This window comes from Nocardioides sp. NPDC057577, from assembly GCF_042801335.1.
Classification (GTDB): Bacteria; Actinomycetota; Actinomycetes; order Propionibacteriales; family Nocardioidaceae; genus Nocardioides.
Genome location: NZ_JBHVGB010000139.1, coordinates 1 through 16,734 on the forward strand (window position 1 = coordinate 1; position 16,734 = coordinate 16,734).

Here is a 16,734-nt window from a genome sequence, read left to right on the forward strand (position 1 = left end):
CGTCATGACGAGCCGACTCGGCATCAGAAGAGGTCGAGAGCCGTCACCTTCCACTGGCCGTCGACCTTGGCGGCCTCGACGGCGATCTGAGCGGCGGAGATGGAGGACTCCTTGTCGGTCGAGCGCTGCGAGGCCTGATCGAGGAAGACCAGGAGCGAAGCGGAGTCGGCGTCGAGGGACTTGACCGCGGCGACCTGGACCTCGGCGCTGAGCACGAGCTTCTGACCGGGTGCCTTCTTCTGGAGCTGCTTGAAGAGGAGGTCGTACTCCTTGCGGGCGTCGCCGGCGAGGAACTCGTCGGCCGCGGCAGCGGTCGGCGAGGGGTCGGAGAAGTCGTAGGAGAAGACCTGGAGCAGGCCGGTGGAGACGGCAGACTGCACCTCGGTGGTGGCCTCGGCGTCGACGACGGCGCGGTTGCCGACGTGGTCGGTGCCGCGCTCCCGGTCGGCCTGCCAGAACGCTCCCAGCCCCAGGATCAGGGCGAGCGCGGCGAGGAAGGGCGCCCAGCGGCGTACGAGAGAAGTGCTCATGACATGTTCACCGCTACCTGCTCGAGGCTCTCCAGGAGCCAGTCGTCGCCGACCTTGACCAGATCGGCCGCGAACCTGTTGCGCTTGACGGTCGGTTCGGCGTCCTCGCCCGAGGTCGACCCGTCGCGGACCGTGATCTCGACCGCCGCGATCACGGTCGCGCTGTCGTCGTCGAGCTCGGTCACGGCGGCGTCCATCACCGATCCGGTCGAGATCTTCTCCTGCTCCGCGAGGACCTTGCGGTCCTCCTCCGAGACGCTGGTCAGCTGGTCGTGCAGGGTGCCGGTGGTGACCGCGGCCCAGCCCTTCAACTCCTCGTCCACCGTGCGGTAGTCGAGCGAGTTGAGGGTCTCGATGTGGCTGGTCGCGACGATCAGCACCCGGTCGCGGCGGGCGGCCTCGTCCACCATCTCCTGGTCGTGCCCGGTCGCGCGCCACCAGGTCAAGGCCCCGGCAACCAGGACGGCCAGCGCCACCAGCGGCAGCACCCAGGCGAGCACCCGGTCGCGCCTCGACGGCGGCTCGGGCGCGCCCTTCTCGACCACCGACACCTCCGTCCGAGCCTCTGTTGGATTCTCCGTCGTCGCGCTCATCGCTCCCCCATCAGTCCGGCGAGCGTGGTGGGGACGCTAACCGTCCCCGGCTCGGCTGTCTCGGTCTTCGTGGTTTTCGGTTCGGGTACGGCGGCACACCCCGCCGCGGTGTTGAACGGCTTGCCCTTGCTCACATCGGTGCCGGCCCGCAGGTCGGTGCCCTCATAGCCGGAGACGCAGGCGGGCGGGTTGAAGAACGACGGCATCAGGCTCAGCCGTGGCCCGTTGGAGGTGTTGATCGCCCAGCCGATGCTGACCGCCTCCGGCACGGTCACGAAGGTCGACTCGAGCGCGGCCGCGTTCGTCCCGAAGAGCGTCGCGGGCGTGACCAGGTTGCTCATCAGGATCCCGAGAGGCTGACCGACCTCCTTGACCAGCAGCGAGATCTCGGCGGCCGAGCCGGGCGCCGCCCCGATCAGGTCGCGCAGGTCCTTGTCGGAGTCAGCAAGGGTCGAGGAGAAGAGCGCGAGGTCGTTGCTCCACGCCTTGATGCTGGACGCCGACTCCTCCTGGGTCGCGAGCACCTGGTCGGAGTTGCGGATCAGGCTCGCGGAGACGAGGAAGTTGCGGTCGGCCTCCTGCTGGAACGAGAGCGAGGTGTCGACCAGCTTCCGCAGGTCGGAGCCGGCTCCCTGGGACAGCAGGTAGGACTCGTCGATCGTCGTCACCAGCGCCTCCTCGGGCACCGAGGCGACGAAGTCGCGGCCGGTCTCGATGACCTGGGAGGCGTCGTACGGCAACGCCTCCTCCCCCGCGCTCAGCCGGTCGCCGTCGGAGAGCCGGGCCGAGCCCACCGCGCCACCGCGGAGGTCCAGATACTGCTCGCCGATGGCCGACCGGTTGGCGACCTTCACGGTCACGTCCTCGGGGATGGCGGGCGCGTCGCCCTCGATCTCCAGCACGGCACGTACGCCGTCGGAGCCTGCCTTCAGGGAGGTCACCTCCCCCACGGGCACCCCGCGGTAGGTCACCTCCGAGTTGACGAAGAGCCCGCCGCCCTCGGGCAGCGAGACGTCGACGCGGTAGGGCTCGTCGAGCAGGTCCAGGCCGACGTAGCGGGCCCCGACATAGCTCGTGCCCACGAGCGCGAGGGCGACGAAGAGCCCGAGCTTGACGCGTACGCCTCCGGTCAGCCGTTGCATCAGTCGCTCCCTTCCACGGAGCCGGAGTCTGCGGCTCCGCCTTCCGGCGAGGTCTCGGAGGTCGCCGACCCCGACTCGGCCGGGGACTCCGAGGGCGACCCGGACGAGGACCCGGGGTCCGACGGCGACGGATCCGAGGAGCCCGACGGGTCAGACGAGTTCGACGGGTCTGAGGACGAGGACGAGTCGGAGGGCAGGATCGACTCCCCCGGGATCGACGGCGAGGACGATCCCGGCACCGGCGAGCTGGTCGACGGCAGCAGGCCGGGCGGTGTGCCCGGCGACCCGGACTGGGAGCTGACCGAGCCGCCGGACCCGCCTTCGACCGCCGGTTGCAGCCAATCGCAGCCCTTGGACTGGCAGCCGGCAGGAGTACGGAAGTTCGTGATCATGAACAGGTTCATGTAGTCGCCGCGGATCGCGTTGAGCACCTCGTCGGGGAACGGGTAAGTGAAGAGGATCTCGAGCGCGTAGGGCAGGTCGGAGCCGGCCTTGGCGAGCTGGTCGAGGATCGGGTCGAGCAGCTTCAGGTCGGCGACGATGTCGTCCTGGGCCTCGTCCAGCGTGCTGATGGTGACCTTGGAGAGCTTGTCGAGCGCCTCCAGCATCGCGACCAGCTGCGGACGCTGGTCGACGAGCACCTGCATGCCCGGCGAGAGCCCCTCCAGGGCGTTAGAGATCTTGGTCTTGTCCTTCTCCAGCGTGACCGCGAGCTCGTTGAGCGACTCGATCGCGGAGGTGATCGAGGCCGAGCGCGAGTCGAGGACCGAGACGAACCGGTCCATCTCGGTCAGGAAGGCCTTGATCTCCTCCGGCCGCCCGTCGGAGATCTTCTGCATCTCCCGGGAGATCTCCTGGAACTGCGCGATCCCGCCGCTGTTGAGCACCATCGACAGCGCCCCGAGCACCTCCTCGACCTGCGCGGCCGCCTCGGTGTCGCCACGACCGACGACGGAGCCGTCGCCCAGGGGCTCGCCCGCGACCGGCGAGGCGGGACGGATCAGCGCGACGTACTTCTCCCCGAGCAGCGAGGTCTGCTGCAGTCGCGCCGTGGTGCCTGCGGGCAGCGAGACGTCGTCCCTGACCACCAGCGACACCCGCGCGCTGCGACCGTCCTCGGTCAGCCGGATCTTGGAGACCCGGCCGACCGCGACGTTGTCGACCTTGACGCTGGACTGAGGAACCAGATCGAGTACGTCGCCGAACTCGGCGCTCAGCGTGATCGGATCCTCCCCGACGTCGGCACCGCCGGGCAGCGGGGCTTCGTAGACTCCGCCGCTGACGGCACCGAGGCCGCAGCCGGAGAGGGCCAGGGTCGCCGTGGCCAGCACGGCCACGAGCGGTCTCGACAGGCGCGACATCACTGCTCCTCTCCGACACCGGGAAGCAGGACCGGTGGCGCGTCCTCGGAGGTCCGGCCGGTGAGGCCGTCGCCGGACCAGACGCTCAGCTCGTTCAGGTTGGTGCGGCCGACGAGGCTGTTGGTCGCCGGGTCGTAGGCGTTGACGTACTTCTGCAGCACCAGCGGGATCGTGGCGACCGCCTCCTCGAGCGACTCGTTCTGGTCGACGAGGACCTGGGTCGGGCCCTGCAGGTTCTCGACGCTCGTGCGCATCTCGCCGCGGTTGTCCTTGATGAAGGACTCCAGCAGCGCGAGCGCCTCGCCGAGGTTGCCGACCGCGGAGGCGAGGTCGTCGCGGTCCTCGGCGAGATACTCGGTGACCTGCGCGAACCGGCGGTTGGCGTCCTCGACCCCGTCGTCGTGCTCGAGCAGGGTCTTGTTGAAGGTGTCGAGGTTCTCGACGGTGGCGAAGAAGTCCTGGTCGATGTCGGCCAGGGTCGCCGACGCGTCGGCGCCTTCCCGGATCACCTGGTTGATGTCGGCACCCTGGCCGTCGAGGTTGGCCGCCAGCACCTCGAGGAACCGGGAGAGCGCGCCGTTCTTGTTGGCTCCGTTGGGACCGAGCTGATCGCCCGCCTCGGTCAGCGAGGCGTAGAGGTCGTCGATCTCGACGGGCACCGCGGTCTCCTCGATGACGGTGCCGTCGCGGAGCTCGGGCCCGTCGACGTACGGCTCGGTGAGCTGGACGAAGCGGTCCGAGACCAGGGTCGGAGCGACGATCACGGCCGAGGTGTCGGCCGCGGCGGTCTGGCCGGGGTCGAGGGTCATCGAGACCTTCACGTGCTCGCCGGCGGGCGTCACCGAGGTCACCTCGCCGACCGGAACGCCGAGAACCTGCACGTCGGAGCCGGGATAGAGCCCCACGGAGGCCTCGAAGAGCGCGGAGAACGTCGTGCCCTTCCGCCCCTCCTCGATCCCGTACGCAGCACCCCACCCGACCGCGCCCACGGCGGCGACCACGAGGAACCCGGCGAGGATCCGTCTCATCTCTTCCCTCCCGGGTTGCAGTCGCGCTGGACGTCGTTGTCGAGCACCGGCACGTTGTTCTCGTCGAAGAGGCCGCAGCCGTAGACGTCGATCCATGGTCCGTTGCTCATCGAGGCGCCGATCACCCGGTAGTAGGCGCCGATCTGGGAGAGCGCCTTGTCGAGGTGGTCCTGGTTGCGCTGCAGGATCTCGGAGACCTGGTCCAGCTTCTGCAACGCCGGCTGGAGGCGCTTCTGGTTGTCCTCGACCAGTCCGGTGACCTGCTTGGCGAGGTCGTCGGTGTAGGTGAGCATCTGGTGGATCGCCTGCCGCCGGGCGGCGAGCTCCTCGAGCAGCTTGTCGCCGTCCTCGATCAGCAGCCCGATCTCCTCGTTGCGCTCGGCGAGGGTGCCGGTGACCTCGGTCGTCGTCCGCATCAGCTCGGCCAGCTCCTGGTCCCGCGAGGAGATCGTGCGGGAGATCCGGGTGAGGCCGGAGACCATGCCGCGTACGTCCTCGGGGGTGTCCTCGAAGACCACCGAGAGGGCGTCCATCGACTCCTCGACCTGGGCCATGTCGATCTCCCCGACGGTGGTGGAGAGGTCGGAGAAGGCCGCGTTGACGTCGTAGGGGGTCGTGGTCCGCGAGACCGGGATCGGCTCGCGGAGACGACCCGAGCCGCCCGGGTCCAGGGCGAGGAACTTGCGTCCGAGCAGCGTCTTCACCTTGATCGACGCGGTGGTCTGCGAGCCGAGCGAGACGTCCTTGGCCCGGAACCTGATCAGCACCTTGTCGCCGTCGAGCTCGAGCTCGGAGACCTCGCCGACCTTCACCCCGGCGACCCGCGCCTCGTCACCGGGACGTATCCCGGCGGCCTCGGCGAAGTAGGCCTCGTAGGTGTCGCCACCGCCGATGACGGGGAGGTCCTCGGCGTAGAAGGTGACGAAGAAGACGCCGGTCATGGCCAGGATCCCGACCACGGCGATGACGATCTTGTTGCGTTCGGCGAACGACTTCGGATAGCGGGCCATCATTGGCACCTTCCTGCCGGCGAGTCCACGCCGAGGTCGCCGTAGTAGCCCTCGGGTTTCGGGATCCGCCCGTCGATGGAGCAGATGTAGAAGTTGAGCCACCCTCCGTAGGTGGCCATCCGGCCGATCTGGTCGGTCTTCTGCGGCATGGTGGTCAGGAACTTCGTCAGCGCCTCGTCGTTGTCGGCGAGGTTCTCCGAGACGTCACCGAGCGAGTCGATCGAGTCGCGCAGCGGCTCTCGGCCCTCCTCCAGCAGTCCGGTGACGCTCTGGGAGAGCTCGCCCATCCCCTCGATGGTCGAGCCGAGCGTCTCCCGGTCGGCGGCCAGCCCGGAGACCAGCCGCTGCAGCGTCACCAGGGTCGTGTCGAGCATCCCGGTGCGCTGGCTGACCACCTCGAGGACCGAGTTGAGGTTGGTGATCAGGTCGCCGATCACCTGGTCGCGGTCGGCGAGGGTCGAGGTCAGCGAGGCCGTCGAGGAGAGCAGCGACTCCACCGTCGCACCCTCGCCCTGGAAGACCGCGATGATCTGGGCGCTGAGGTTGTTGACGTCCTCGGGGTTCAGGAACTTGAACAGCGGCTGGAAGCCGTTGAACAGCATCGTCAGGTCCAGCGCCGGCTGGGTCTCGTCGAGCGAGAACGTGTAGCCGGACCTGAGCGGGTCGCCGCCCGGGGCGCCTGGCTCGAGTGCGATATACCGCTGCCCGATCAGGTTGCGGAACCGCAGCTCCGCCCGGGTCCCCTCCACCATCGGCGCCGACTCGGCCGCGGTGAAGACGACCTCGGCGGTGTCGTTGTGATGCAGCCCGATGGACTGGACGGTGCCGATCTTCACCCCCGCCATCCGCACGTCGTCGCCCTTGTTGAGGCTGGTCACGTCGGTGAAGAGCGCCGTGAACGTACGCCCCGACGAGGTCGATCCGTTGGAGATCGTCGTCGCCAGCGCTGCCATCGCCAGGACCGTGACCAGCGCGAAGACCACCGACTTGGTGAGCGTCACCGCGACCGAGCCGCCGTTGCCCGTTCTCATCGCACGATCACCTCCGTGCCTCGCAGGGTCGGGCCGAGCAGCAGGCTCGACCAGGTCGGATACTCATCAGGTGCCATGCCTTCCGCTGGTGCCATCACCTCGGCGATCAGCTGGTTCTCGCCCTCGGAGTTCTGCTCGCCGAGGCCCGTGGTCGCCCCGAAGGTGCGCACCCGGTCCGTCGGCGGCGCCTCGATCCGCTCGGCCGTCCCAGTGACGGCTGGTTGGCTGCCGGTCCGGCCGGTGACGTAGGGGCAGCGCGGGCCGCCGGTACGCAACTTGGGGACGTAGCCCGAGGGGTAGGGCTGCCGGATGTTGGAGACGCTGACCAGCGCGTGGATCCCCGGCTCGTCGGTGCCCTTGCCGAGGTTCTTGGCCATCACCGGCGCGTAGTCGCGCAGGGCGCTGAACAGACACGGGAAGGAGGAGGCGTACGGGCTGACCGCGCGGAGCGCGTCGCGCGAGGTGTCGGAGAGCACCACGATCGTCTCCCGGTTGCGCTCGAGCCAGCGGTCGGTGTCGGCGGCCGTCGTGGTCACCGAGCGGAACGTGTCGGCGACCTGTCGCTGCTGGTCGACGAGGGTCTCGGCGGTCACCGTCATGGTGTCCAGCGCATCCAGCAGGTCCGGCGCGGCCTCCTCGTAGTGGCCCGCGACCCGGCCGAGCGCGGCCAGGTCGTCGGCCATCTGCGGCACCAGCGGGTTCAGCTTCCGCAGGTAGTCCGCCCACGCCGAGAAGACCTCGCCGATGTCGTCGCCGTTGTCCCGCAGCATCGTGGCCAGCTCGCTCAGCGTCGCGTTGAGCTTGTGGGGCTGGATCGCCTTGAGCACCGGGAGCAGCTCGTCGAGGACCTGCTCCAGCTCGACCGCCTCGTCCGAGCGGTCCTGCTCGATGACGTCGCCGGCCGACAGCTCCGGCCCCGAGGCCGGTTGCAGCGCGACGTACCGCTCCCCGAAGAGGGTCTTGGGCAGCAGCCTCGCGGTGGTGTCGGCCGAGAGATCCGAGAGTACGTCCGGCTCCAGCGCCAGGGTCAGCTCGGCGCCACCCTCGCGGGCCGAGACGGTGCGAACGGTGCCGACCGGCACGCCGCGCAGCTTGACGTCGGAGCCCTCTTGGAGCGCATTGCCCAAGGTGCCGGTCGTCAGGGTCACCTCGGAGCGGTCGACGAAGGTCTGGTCGTAGGCGAGCCAGGCGCCGAGCGCCACCGCCGCGACGACGGCCAGGTAGCACAGGCCGAGGAACGCGTCGCGAAGTCTGGACAGAGTCATCCCGCGATCCTCACCGTCGTGGTGGCGCCCCACATCGCCATCGAGAGGGCGAGGTCGAGCAGCGCGACGACCACGATGGTCCGCCGCACCGAGCGCCCGACCGCGATCCCGACCCCGGACGGCCCGCCGCTGGCGTAGAAGCCCAGCCGGCAGTGGATCAGGATGATGAGGATCGAGAAGATCAGCACCTTCCCGAACGACAGCACGATGTCGATGGGCGGCAGGAAGAGCTGGAAGTAGTGGTCGTACGTCCCGGCCGACTGCCCGTGGAAGTAGACCGTCACGATCCGCGATCCCGCATAGGAGGTCAGCAGCCCGACGACGTAGAGCGGGATGATCGCCACGAAGCCGGCGACCACGCGGGTGGAGACGAGGTAGGGGATCGTGCCCAGGCCCATCACCTTGACCGCGTCGATCTCCTCGTTGATCCGCATCGCGCCGAGCTGGGCGGTGAACCCGGCGCCGACGGTCGCGCTCATGGCCAGCGCGGCCACCAGCGGGGCGATCTCGCGGGTGTTGAAGTAGGCGGAGATGAACCCGTTGAGCGTCGAGGTGCCGATCTGGTCGAGCGCTGCGTACCCCTGCATGCCGACGACCGTGCCGACGAAGATGCTCATCCCCGTCATCACCCCGATGGTGCCGCCGATGACCGCTAGCGCACCGGTGCCGAAGGAGACCTCGGAGAGGATCCGGAGGATCTCGCGGGGGTAGTGCCGGATCGCGACCGGGATCCCCACGAGCACCTTGCCGTAGAACCGGATGTCCTTCCCGGTCTGCACCAGCCCGTCCAGCGAGCGGTCCAGCCGCGACCGCTTCTTGACCACGTCGACGGTCGCCATGTCAGGCCCCCTTCCCGGGAACGAGCTCGAGATAGAGCGTCGTGATCACGAAGTTGACGAAGAAGAGGAGCAGGAAGGTGACCACGACCGACTGGTTGACCGCCTCCCCCACCCCCTTCGGCCCGGGCTTGGTGTTGAGCCCCCGGAACGCGGCGACGAGGCCGGCGATGAGCCCGAAGAGCACCGCCTTGAGCTCGCCCACCCACAGGTCGGAGAGCTGGGCGAGGGCGGTGAACGAGGAGAGGTACGCCCCGGGCGTCCCGCCCTGGATGATGACGTTGAAGAAGTAGCCGCCGAGGACGCCGACGACGCTGACCAGGCCGTTGAGCAGCACCGCCGCGAGCACGCAGGCGAGCACCCGTGGCACCACGAGCGCCTGGATCGGATCGACCGCGATCACCCGCATCGCATCGATCTCGTCGCGGATCGTCCGGGACCCCAGGTCGGCGCAGATCGCCGCTCCGCCGGCTCCCGCGATCACCAGCGAGGTCACGATCGGCGCCGCCTGCTGCACGACGGCGAGGACCGAGGCGGCGCCGGTGAACGACTGCGCCCCGATCTGCACCGTCAGGGTGCCGAGCTGCAGCGCGATCACCGCTCCGAACGGGATCGCGACCAGCATCGCCGGGATCCAGGAGACCGAGGTGACGAACCAGAACTGGTCGAGCAGCTCGCGGGCCGCGAACGGCCGCCGGAACGCCGCCCGGAAGGTGTCCAGGCCCAGCGCGAAGAGCGCCCCGACCTGGTCGAGTCCCCGGCTGACCGGGTCCTTGACCTTCGCTCGCGGTGCTCGGTCAACGTCGTCGTCATCGGCGGTGTAGAGCGTGGCGGCGCCGCTCGCGACCCGCTCACCGTGGCGCTCGGCCGCGGCCCGCGGGGCGCCGTTGGCGGGGGCGAGCTGGCGCGGCAGCACCTCGATGGCGCGGGCCCCGGCGCGTACGGTCGCCACTCCCCCGGACGGGTAGTAGGCCTCGCCCTCGACGTAGTCGTCGTTGACGCCGTGGTCGGTCTCCTCGCTCATCCCGATCGGCCCGATCGGGTCACCGCTCATGAACTGTGAGACGACCGGGTGGTCGGTGAGCAGGAACTCCTCGCGCGGGCCGTACATCACCAGGCGGCGGCGGTAGAGCATGCCGAGGTTGTCCGGCAAGGTGCGGGCCAGCTCGATGTTGTGGGTGACCACCAGCATGGTGGCGTCGGTGGCCGCGTTGACGTCGACGAGGAGCTGGGCCAGGTTGGCCGTACGGACCGGGTCGAGCCCCGAGTCGGGCTCGTCGCACAGGATGATCGAGGGCTCGGTGACCAGCGAGCGGGCCAGGCCGGCGCGCTTGCGCATCCCGCCGGAGATCTCGCCGGGCAGCTTGTGCTCCTGCCCGAGCAGCCCGACCAGGTCGAGCTTGTCGTTGGTGATCTGCCGGATCTCCGACTCGCGCTTCTTGGTGTGGGCGCGCAGCGGGAAGGCGACGTTGTCGAAGACGCTCATCGAGCCGAAGAGCGCACCGTCTTGGAAGAGCACCCCGAACCGCTTGCGCAGCTCCTGCCGCTGCGACTCCCGCGCCTTGACCATGTCGACCCCGTCGACCAGGCAGACCCCGGCCTCCGGCCGCAGCAGCCCCATCAGCGACTTCAGGAACACCGACTTGCCGGTGCCCGAGGGCCCCAGCAGCGCGGTGATCTCGCCCTGGGGCAGCGTGAGGGTCACGTCGCTCCAGATGTTCTGGGACCCGAAGCTCTTGGTGAGCCCGGTGACCTCCACGGTTCCGCCCATCGCGGGACCTCCCTGATCTGCCGTTGTGGGGTGTGCTTCCGACGGGACAGTACGTGTGGCTCACATCACAAGGGAGAGGGAATCGAGCCACCCGAAGAATGCGGGCCAGGATTTGTCACGCGCATGACAAAACGGCCGCCCTCGGCAGGTGGGCGGTCCGGCGGGCGAACGAAAATTCGTTCGCCCGAGTCCGGTTACCGTGCTGCCGGAGCTTGAGCGGGCTGGACGTTCGCCACCGGCCCCGCAAGAAGATCGCCTGCCGACGAAGCGGCGATGGAGACGGTCCCTCGGGGCACATCGCCCGACCCGCTGATCAGCGCCACGATCGTGGTGCCGCGGGAGAACGTTCCGCGAGCGACCTGATCGATCAGCGCGTACATCATCTTCGCCTCGTACAGCCAGTCGAGCCGCAGGCCGTGCCGCTGATCGAAGTCATCGATGAAGTCATCCAGTTCAGGGGTGCGCTTCGCGTAGCCGCCGAAGTGGTAGTCGCACTCCAGCCGCCACGAACCGCGCCGAGCGCCGTACATCTGCTCCTGCAGCCGAACGATGTCGTCCTCGAGGAACGCGCCACCCTTCAGGACCGGAACTCCCACGGTCGTGAGGCCAGGCGCCGCGCCCGCGGCCACGCCGGCAAGCGTCCCGCCGGTCCCCACCGCGCAGAACACGACGTCGACAACCTCATCGAGCTCCTTGGAAAGCTCGGCGCAACCGCGTACGGCCTCGGCGTTGCTACCCCCTTCCGGGATCAGATAGAAGTCGCCGAACTCCCGATGCAACGCCTCGATCACGGCGTCAGACGACTTCGCTCGGTAGGCGGCGCGATCGAGATACGTCAGCCGCATCCCGCGCGAGACCGCGTACCGAAGCGACGGGTTCAACGGCAGATGCTCCTCACCGCGGATGACCCCGATCGACCTGAACCCGAAGTAGGCACTCACCGCAGCGGTCGCTCGGATGTGGTTGGAGTACGCCCCACCGAACGTCAGCAGAGTCTCGAACTCCAGCTCCCGAGCAGTCGCGATGTTGTATTTCAGCTTCCGCCACTTGTTGCCAGGGATCTCCGGATGGATCAGATCATCGCGCTTGAGCAGCACCCGCACGCCCGCCTTCGCCAGCCGGTCGTCCTCGATCTCGACGACCGGCGACGGCAGCCGAAGCTCTGCGATCAGCCGATCCTCCACCCCGCCAGCATGACAGGCGCAGATCGGCCCCGTCCGAGAACTCAGCCGCAGCGCTCGAGCTCGTCCCAGTCGGCGGCGATGCCCTCGCCGGCGCCGAGGGCGAAGAGGAGGAGGGTGACGAACTCGGGGTCCTGGAGCCGGCTGCCGAAGGCGGCCCGCAGGCGGAGCTTGTGGTTGCGGACGGTGTGCTCGTGGATGCCGAGCTCCGCGGCCAGCGCCGGAGCGTTCGCGCCGGTGAGCAACCAGAGCCGCAGCGTACGCAGCACCGCCCGCCGGTGCTCGTCCTTGAACGCCTCCAGCGGCGCGAGGGCCTCGCTCGCCTCCCAGCGCGAGAGCGTGGGGTCGGCGTTGAGCAGCAGGGCGACGTGGTGGTCGGCGCAGCGCACCACCGGGTCGGCGGGGATCACCCCGGACTCGACGAGGCCCTCCGCGCGCTCGGTCCAGCGGATCGCGGCCGGCACGTCGGCCAGCGGCACCGGCACGGTCACGAAGACAGGTCCCGTACGCGGCCACCCCCGCATCACCGCACTGACGGCGTCCACGTCGGCCGGGTCGGTGACCACCAGAGCGCGCCGGCCGGCGGTGTCCCACACGCACCTCTCGGGCAGGTCGACGGAGCACTCGACGGAGTCGAGCGGTGCGATGGTGTCGACCGCGCAGACCACTACAGCAGCCGGCAGCTGCCAGCTGACGCGCGCGGCGAGCTCACCGATCACCTCGGCGTCCGCCGCGCCTGCGAGACCGCGGACGAGCCGACGCCGGATCCAGCACGGATCCGCCTCGCGGTCACGGACCCCGACGGCGTACCCGCGGGCGACGTCGTCGAGCAGGATGCCCATGTAGGCGAGGAGCGAGCCGCACAGCGTCCCGCGTACGTCGTCGGGGACCAGCCCCGCGGCCTCGTGCCGGATCGCCTCGGCCGCCCGGTGGGTGGCCAGGTCGACGGCCGCCCGGAACCCGTCGAGGCTTCGCTCGGCCAGCGCCTCTCCCTTCCCCATGCCGAAGTACATCGCCGACACCGTCTCCGGGTCGGACGGGATGTTCTCGACCACGTCGGCATAGAGCTCCACGGCGCTGGCGACTGCCCTCGTGATCAGGTCCCGACGCCGCTGCGTGGGATGCCGCGAGTAGGCGGCGACCTGGCGCAGGATCTCGTCGGTGATCTGCGGGACCAGCCTGCGGCCGACCCGGCGGATGACCGCGCACTCCGTGGGCGAGACGCGCGGGGCATGGATCTTCTCGGCGAGCTGCCGCGAGGCGCTCCGGCGTGGCAGTCGTGGGTGCGGGACACGCGTTCCGGTGGTCGTCATCTGGCTCTGCGTCGAACTCATGGATCTACGACTTCTCCCCTCGATCCCCGGCCCGCGGGAGCACTGTGCTTCGTCAAGCCGGCGCACTCAGTGACGCTCATCACAGAGGAAACCGAGCCGATCAGCCAGTGCTGGAAGACCCAATCGGCATGCAGAGGGCCCTGAATTATCACGTGCATGACAAATTCGAGCCGCGGATGTCGCGTGCGCGACATCCGCGCGGCCGTTTTGGTCGTCTCGGCCGTCACCCCATGGAAATGAGCGTCGACCTGCGAGAGGAAGGGAGCTCGGTCTCATCCATTCGAAAGGACACCCGCCCGTGAAGAAACTTCCTGTGATCGGCTCAGCAGCCGCCAGCCTCATCCTCGTCACCCCGGCCGCGGCCCAGGCGCGCCGCCGTACGACGTCGCCGTCGGCGGCAGTACGGCGGTGGGCGACCACGTCTTCAGCGCCGCCTCCGTCGGCGGCATCAACATCTACACGCCGCTCGTCGCGGCGAACTGCCTCTCCATCAGCGGGGCGGGACAGGCACACAGCGGGACCGCGATGAGCGGGAACTACACCGGCAGTACCCCCGCGGACCACCCCTTCACCATCGAGGACGGCACGTGGACCGGATGCACCGAGCAGTTCGGTACTCCGCTGGACTTCACCGTGGTCGGCGAATGGCGCTTCACCACGGAGGACGCTGCGGTGACAACGTCAACGACCGACGTCGTTGCAGGCACGGTCGACAACATTCGCCTCAACGTCCTAGACAGCTCAGGCACCGGCCTCTGCGACTTCTCAATCACTGGCTCCGCAGCGGCGACGTTCGATGAAAACACCCAGAGACTCGCGATCAGGGAAACGACACTGGATGGCAGCCTCTTCATCGAGGATGTCGCAGGCAACTGCCTGGGACAGGTCGCCGACGGCGACCCCGTCGACCTCGATTTCTCCTATGCCCTCAACATCCCGGACGGCCCGCTGAACATCAGCTGACTCCACTTACGAGGCGACCGGTGACGATCGGGCGTCGTCACCGGTCGCTCTCAGGTATCTCCAGTGCCGGCGGGATCAAGGGGCTCGCTGCATTCCCGGGGTTGCACGGTACTGACTCGACAGTCGATTCGCCTGGACCCGGGGGAAGAGTTCCGCCGCCTGGTTTCGGCTTCGTACAGCCGAACGCACTTCCTTGATTGGTGCTCAGCGGAAACGCAGAGCCTGAAACGGTTGCGGTGAGCAGCGACGAGAGATCGTCGCCGTCTGCCGTGACACAGCCACCGAACCGCGGCACATCGATGGTGCCGGTGAGCCGGCCACCGGTACTGAGATTGAAGAGGCCCTTGTCCCACAGAGGCAACTTTGGCGGGTCAACCTGCTGGTTCCCATCCCAGCCGGCGAGGTAACCCTTGCCACGCAGATGCATAGCGCCTGGAACGGCGGTCCGGCAGGTGTCGCCAAGGCGTATCCGAACGCCGTCGACGACCAGCGATGTCACCCGTGTGTGGAGCTCGTCATCGATCACAGTGTCCAACGCCTGCCTTCCGCCGTCCGGGATATTGAGCGCGCACGTAGTCGTCTCGCCGACGAGTGGCACTGGCAAGCCGTCAGCCCGACGCTGCTCGAGCCGCACGGTGGCTTCCACAGGGATGGCTCCGAAGGCGAGGGTGCGAACGGTGATATCGGGGCTGATCCCATAGTTGTGCGGCGAACCTGACGGTGCAACCAGATACACGTTCCCCCCTCCTGTACTGCACGCCCTGTACCGCGCCGGGTCGGGGCTCGCCGTTGTCGGGCTGATGTAGAAGTCGAATGCCGTGACCATGACCGGGGTCCGAAGCCACTGTTTCGCTGTCTCGGCCTTAGCAAGCGACGCCAGCGCGGCACCACCGAAAGTCCGGTGGGAGGCCGGCGGCGGCTGGACCTCGGGGGCGGGCAGCCCAGGATAGGGCCCTTCGACGGCACGACTGCTGCCGATGCCGAGCATGGTGAAGGCAACCACGGCCAGGGTGGCCGCAGCCGTGACGCGTCTCGTTGTTCGCCGCATGCACCGACGATGATCCCGCCAAGATCGCGCCGCAACCTGGATCAGCAGGTTCGCTCGAGGCGCCCGCACAATTTGTCATCGCCATGACAACTCCGGCATCGAACGGCCCGCACGATGTCGCGTACGCGACATCCTGAGGCCCGATCTCGCACGTTCGCGCCGTTGAACGTCGACAGCCGGCCCCACCACGGGGGATGAATGGACCAAGCGGGGACACCTGGTCTCCTCTGATCCGAAGGGACATCGTTCGATGGCTAAGAAGATCCTTCTCGTGGGCGCGGCGGCAGCCGCTCTCACCCTCGCGACCCCGGCGATGGCAAGCGCCGCGCCCCCGTACACCGTCTCCGTCGGCGGGAGCTCGACCGCCGGGAGCCATCCGTTCACCGCAGCCGCGGTGGGCGGGATCAACTTCGCGACCGCGCTGAACGCGATGACCTGCACGTCGGCCACCGCATCCGGGACCGTGCAGAGCGGAACCGGGCTGACCACTGTCGCCACCATCGCGTCCACCGGGTGGGGCGGATGCACCGAGCAGTTCGGCACCCCGCTCACCGTCACCCACAGCGGTTCCTGGTCCCTCACGCCGACCGGCTCGGCCACCTCGGGCTCGACCGACGTGGTCGCAGGCAAGATCGTCGGCGTCAGCGCCCACGTCGCCGACTCGTCCGGCACCGGGCTGTGCGACTTCACGGTCGGCGGAAACGTGGACGGGAGCTTCAACGAGGCCACCCAGAGGCTCGTCATCGCTGAAACCGGCGCTGATAGCAGCCTCACGGTCACGAGCGTCGCCGGAGACTGCCTGGGCACCATCAGCGTCGGCGAGGCCGCCAGCTTCTCCGGAAGCTACGCCATCACCTCCCCCGACGGCGCGATCAACCTCAGCTGATTCATCGACCGATGACGGTGCGTCCGATGGGCGCACCGTCGTCATGTAGCACCACATCACGATCCCGAAGGAGCCCTACTCATGCCACGCCCGAACCCCACGAAGCGCCGCCTCGGTCTGCTCGCCATCCCCGCGGCCGCAGCGCTGCTCGCCGTCGCCACGGCCGCACCCGCCCACGCCGCACCGCTCGACATCCTCTACGACGCCAACGGCACCACCGTCGTCGCCTCGACCGGGTCGCAGATCCCGGTCGGCCCGGCCGTCCTGGACACCACGCTGGAGACCACGACCGGCGCGTTCACCGGCTCGCTGGCGCTCCCCGGCGCCAGCACCGAGTTCAAGGCGGTGGGGTTCATCCCGATGAGCGCCGACGTCTCCTTCGAGGAGGCCGCCCCCACCACCGGCACGCTCACGCCCCATCCCGAAGGCGGCGGCAGCTATGTCGAGGCCACCTCCTACTACAACGTACGTCTCACCAACATCAAGGTCGTGGGCTTCCCGACCTTCTCCGGCCCGTTCTGCCGCACCGTCGAGCCGGTGGCCATCCCCGTGGCCACGCCCGAGGGTGAGCGGTTCGGGGTCTTCACCGGCGGCCGCCTCACCGGGACGTACTCGATCGGCGACTTCCAGAACTGCGGCCTCAACACCTGGCTGGTCAATGCCCTCGTTCCCGGCGACGGGAACACCATCGAGCTCAACCTCACCAACCCGCGTCGCGGCTGAGCTCTCCCTCCCCGAGTCCGCCGGGTGGCCAC

At 68.8% G+C, this 16,734-nt stretch carries 16 protein-coding genes and 1 pseudogene; 3 read left to right on the top strand and 14 right to left on the bottom strand.

The annotated features are described in order from the left end of the window. Window positions 1-23: 23 nt before the first annotated feature. From ACFU7D_RS22120 to ACFU7D_RS22180, 13 genes and pseudogenes are all read right to left on the bottom strand, one after another. Window positions 24-530, bottom strand: a complete 507-nt coding sequence (locus ACFU7D_RS22120; RefSeq protein WP_378871239.1) for a hypothetical protein — start codon at window positions 528-530, stop codon at window positions 24-26. Next, the gene (locus ACFU7D_RS22125) at window positions 527-1,123 is read right to left on the bottom strand and encodes a hypothetical protein (RefSeq protein WP_378871242.1); all 597 of its coding nucleotides are present in this window, start codon (window positions 1,121-1,123) and stop codon (window positions 527-529) included. Before ACFU7D_RS22125 ends, ACFU7D_RS22120 begins: the two co-directional genes overlap by 4 nt. Further along, window positions 1,120-2,265, bottom strand: coding sequence for an MlaD family protein (locus ACFU7D_RS22130; RefSeq protein ID WP_378871245.1), 1,146 nt, complete (start codon window positions 2,263-2,265; stop codon window positions 1,120-1,122). Before ACFU7D_RS22130 ends, ACFU7D_RS22125 begins: the two co-directional genes overlap by 4 nt. Next, window positions 2,265-3,626 carry an MCE family protein gene (locus tag ACFU7D_RS22135; protein WP_378871248.1) on the bottom strand — a complete coding sequence of 454 codons (1,362 nt, stop codon included), beginning with the start codon at window positions 3,624-3,626 and terminating at the stop codon, window positions 2,265-2,267. Before ACFU7D_RS22135 ends, ACFU7D_RS22130 begins: the two co-directional genes overlap by 1 nt. Then, on the bottom strand, window positions 3,626-4,654 hold the full coding sequence (locus ACFU7D_RS22140; RefSeq protein WP_378871251.1) for an MCE family protein: 1,029 nt from the start codon (window positions 4,652-4,654) through the stop codon (window positions 3,626-3,628). The genes ACFU7D_RS22135 and ACFU7D_RS22140 overlap by 1 nt, the downstream gene beginning before the upstream one ends. Then, window positions 4,651-5,664: an MCE family protein gene (locus ACFU7D_RS22145; protein ID WP_378871254.1), complete on the bottom strand. Its 1,014-nt coding sequence runs from the start codon at window positions 5,662-5,664 to the stop codon at window positions 4,651-4,653. Before ACFU7D_RS22145 ends, ACFU7D_RS22140 begins: the two co-directional genes overlap by 4 nt. Further along, the gene (locus tag ACFU7D_RS22150; RefSeq protein ID WP_378871257.1) at window positions 5,664-6,695 is read right to left on the bottom strand and encodes an MCE family protein; all 1,032 of its coding nucleotides are present in this window, start codon (window positions 6,693-6,695) and stop codon (window positions 5,664-5,666) included. Before ACFU7D_RS22150 ends, ACFU7D_RS22145 begins: the two co-directional genes overlap by 1 nt. Continuing rightward, a complete protein-coding gene (locus tag ACFU7D_RS22155; protein ID WP_378871260.1) occupies window positions 6,692-7,960 on the bottom strand; it encodes an MCE family protein in 1,269 nt (422 codons plus the stop codon). Before ACFU7D_RS22155 ends, ACFU7D_RS22150 begins: the two co-directional genes overlap by 4 nt. Next, complete coding sequence (locus tag ACFU7D_RS22160; protein WP_378871263.1) at window positions 7,957-8,799, bottom strand: MlaE family ABC transporter permease; 843 nt, start codon at window positions 8,797-8,799, stop codon at window positions 7,957-7,959. Before ACFU7D_RS22160 ends, ACFU7D_RS22155 begins: the two co-directional genes overlap by 4 nt. A gap of 1 nt (window position 8,800) precedes the next feature. Further along, complete coding sequence (locus ACFU7D_RS22165) at window positions 8,801-9,523, bottom strand: MlaE family ABC transporter permease (RefSeq protein WP_378871280.1); 723 nt, start codon at window positions 9,521-9,523, stop codon at window positions 8,801-8,803. Window positions 9,524-10,123: 600 nt separating this feature from the next. After that, a pseudogene (locus tag ACFU7D_RS22170) lies at window positions 10,124-10,567 on the bottom strand (ABC transporter ATP-binding protein); the annotation flags it as partial. Window positions 10,568-10,761: 194 nt separating this feature from the next. Continuing rightward, window positions 10,762-11,751 (bottom strand): 1-aminocyclopropane-1-carboxylate deaminase/D-cysteine desulfhydrase, encoded by a 990-nt coding sequence (locus ACFU7D_RS22175; RefSeq protein ID WP_378871266.1) that lies wholly within the window; start codon window positions 11,749-11,751, stop codon window positions 10,762-10,764. Between the two features lie 41 nt (window positions 11,752-11,792). Continuing rightward, window positions 11,793-13,082 carry a helix-turn-helix domain-containing protein gene (locus ACFU7D_RS22180; RefSeq protein WP_378871269.1) on the bottom strand — a complete coding sequence of 430 codons (1,290 nt, stop codon included), beginning with the start codon at window positions 13,080-13,082 and terminating at the stop codon, window positions 11,793-11,795. A gap of 408 nt (window positions 13,083-13,490) precedes the next feature. On the opposite strand from ACFU7D_RS22180, the gene ACFU7D_RS22185 reads away from it, so the two are divergent. Then, window positions 13,491-14,045 carry a hypothetical protein gene (locus ACFU7D_RS22185; RefSeq protein WP_378871271.1) on the top strand — a complete coding sequence of 185 codons (555 nt, stop codon included), beginning with the start codon at window positions 13,491-13,493 and terminating at the stop codon, window positions 14,043-14,045. A gap of 37 nt (window positions 14,046-14,082) precedes the next feature. Here the strand turns inward: ACFU7D_RS22185 and ACFU7D_RS22190 are convergent, their stop codons facing one another. Next, entirely contained in the window at window positions 14,083-15,093 is a 1,011-nt protein-coding gene (locus ACFU7D_RS22190) for a hypothetical protein (protein WP_378871274.1), read from the bottom strand. A gap of 250 nt (window positions 15,094-15,343) precedes the next feature. On the opposite strand from ACFU7D_RS22190, the gene ACFU7D_RS22195 reads away from it, so the two are divergent. Together ACFU7D_RS22195 and ACFU7D_RS22200 are read left to right on the top strand one after the other, a co-directional pair. Further along, the gene (locus ACFU7D_RS22195; protein WP_378871277.1) at window positions 15,344-15,979 is read left to right on the top strand and encodes a hypothetical protein; all 636 of its coding nucleotides are present in this window, start codon (window positions 15,344-15,346) and stop codon (window positions 15,977-15,979) included. Between the two features lie 81 nt (window positions 15,980-16,060). Beyond that, entirely contained in the window at window positions 16,061-16,702 is a 642-nt protein-coding gene (locus ACFU7D_RS22200; RefSeq protein ID WP_378871278.1) for a hypothetical protein, read from the top strand. Window positions 16,703-16,734: the final 32 nt, after the last annotated feature.

Excerpts from the sequence above, each read along its gene's own strand:
- ACFU7D_RS22120 (WP_378871239.1), bottom strand. The coding sequence starts at position 530 with ATGAGCACTTCTCTCGTACGCCGCTGGGCGCCCTTCCTCGCCGCGCTC.
- ACFU7D_RS22125 (WP_378871242.1), bottom strand. The coding sequence starts at position 1,123 with ATGAGCGCGACGACGGAGAATCCAACAGAGGCTCGGACGGAGGTGTCG.
- ACFU7D_RS22130 (WP_378871245.1), bottom strand. The coding sequence starts at position 2,265 with ATGCAACGGCTGACCGGAGGCGTACGCGTCAAGCTCGGGCTCTTCGTC.
- ACFU7D_RS22135 (WP_378871248.1), bottom strand. The coding sequence starts at position 3,626 with ATGTCGCGCCTGTCGAGACCGCTCGTGGCCGTGCTGGCCACGGCGACC.
- ACFU7D_RS22140 (WP_378871251.1), bottom strand. The coding sequence starts at position 4,654 with ATGAGACGGATCCTCGCCGGGTTCCTCGTGGTCGCCGCCGTGGGCGCG.
- ACFU7D_RS22145 (WP_378871254.1), bottom strand. The coding sequence starts at position 5,664 with ATGGCCCGCTATCCGAAGTCGTTCGCCGAACGCAACAAGATCGTCATC.
- ACFU7D_RS22150 (WP_378871257.1), bottom strand. The coding sequence starts at position 6,695 with ATGAGAACGGGCAACGGCGGCTCGGTCGCGGTGACGCTCACCAAGTCG.
- ACFU7D_RS22155 (WP_378871260.1), bottom strand. The coding sequence starts at position 7,960 with ATGACTCTGTCCAGACTTCGCGACGCGTTCCTCGGCCTGTGCTACCTG.
- ACFU7D_RS22160 (WP_378871263.1), bottom strand. The coding sequence starts at position 8,799 with ATGGCGACCGTCGACGTGGTCAAGAAGCGGTCGCGGCTGGACCGCTCG.
- ACFU7D_RS22180 (WP_378871269.1), bottom strand. The coding sequence starts at position 13,082 with ATGAGTTCGACGCAGAGCCAGATGACGACCACCGGAACGCGTGTCCCG.
- ACFU7D_RS22190 (WP_378871274.1), bottom strand. The coding sequence starts at position 15,093 with ATGCGGCGAACAACGAGACGCGTCACGGCTGCGGCCACCCTGGCCGTG.
- ACFU7D_RS22195 (WP_378871277.1), top strand. The coding sequence starts at position 15,344 with ATGGCTAAGAAGATCCTTCTCGTGGGCGCGGCGGCAGCCGCTCTCACC.
- ACFU7D_RS22200 (WP_378871278.1), top strand. The coding sequence starts at position 16,061 with ATGCCACGCCCGAACCCCACGAAGCGCCGCCTCGGTCTGCTCGCCATC.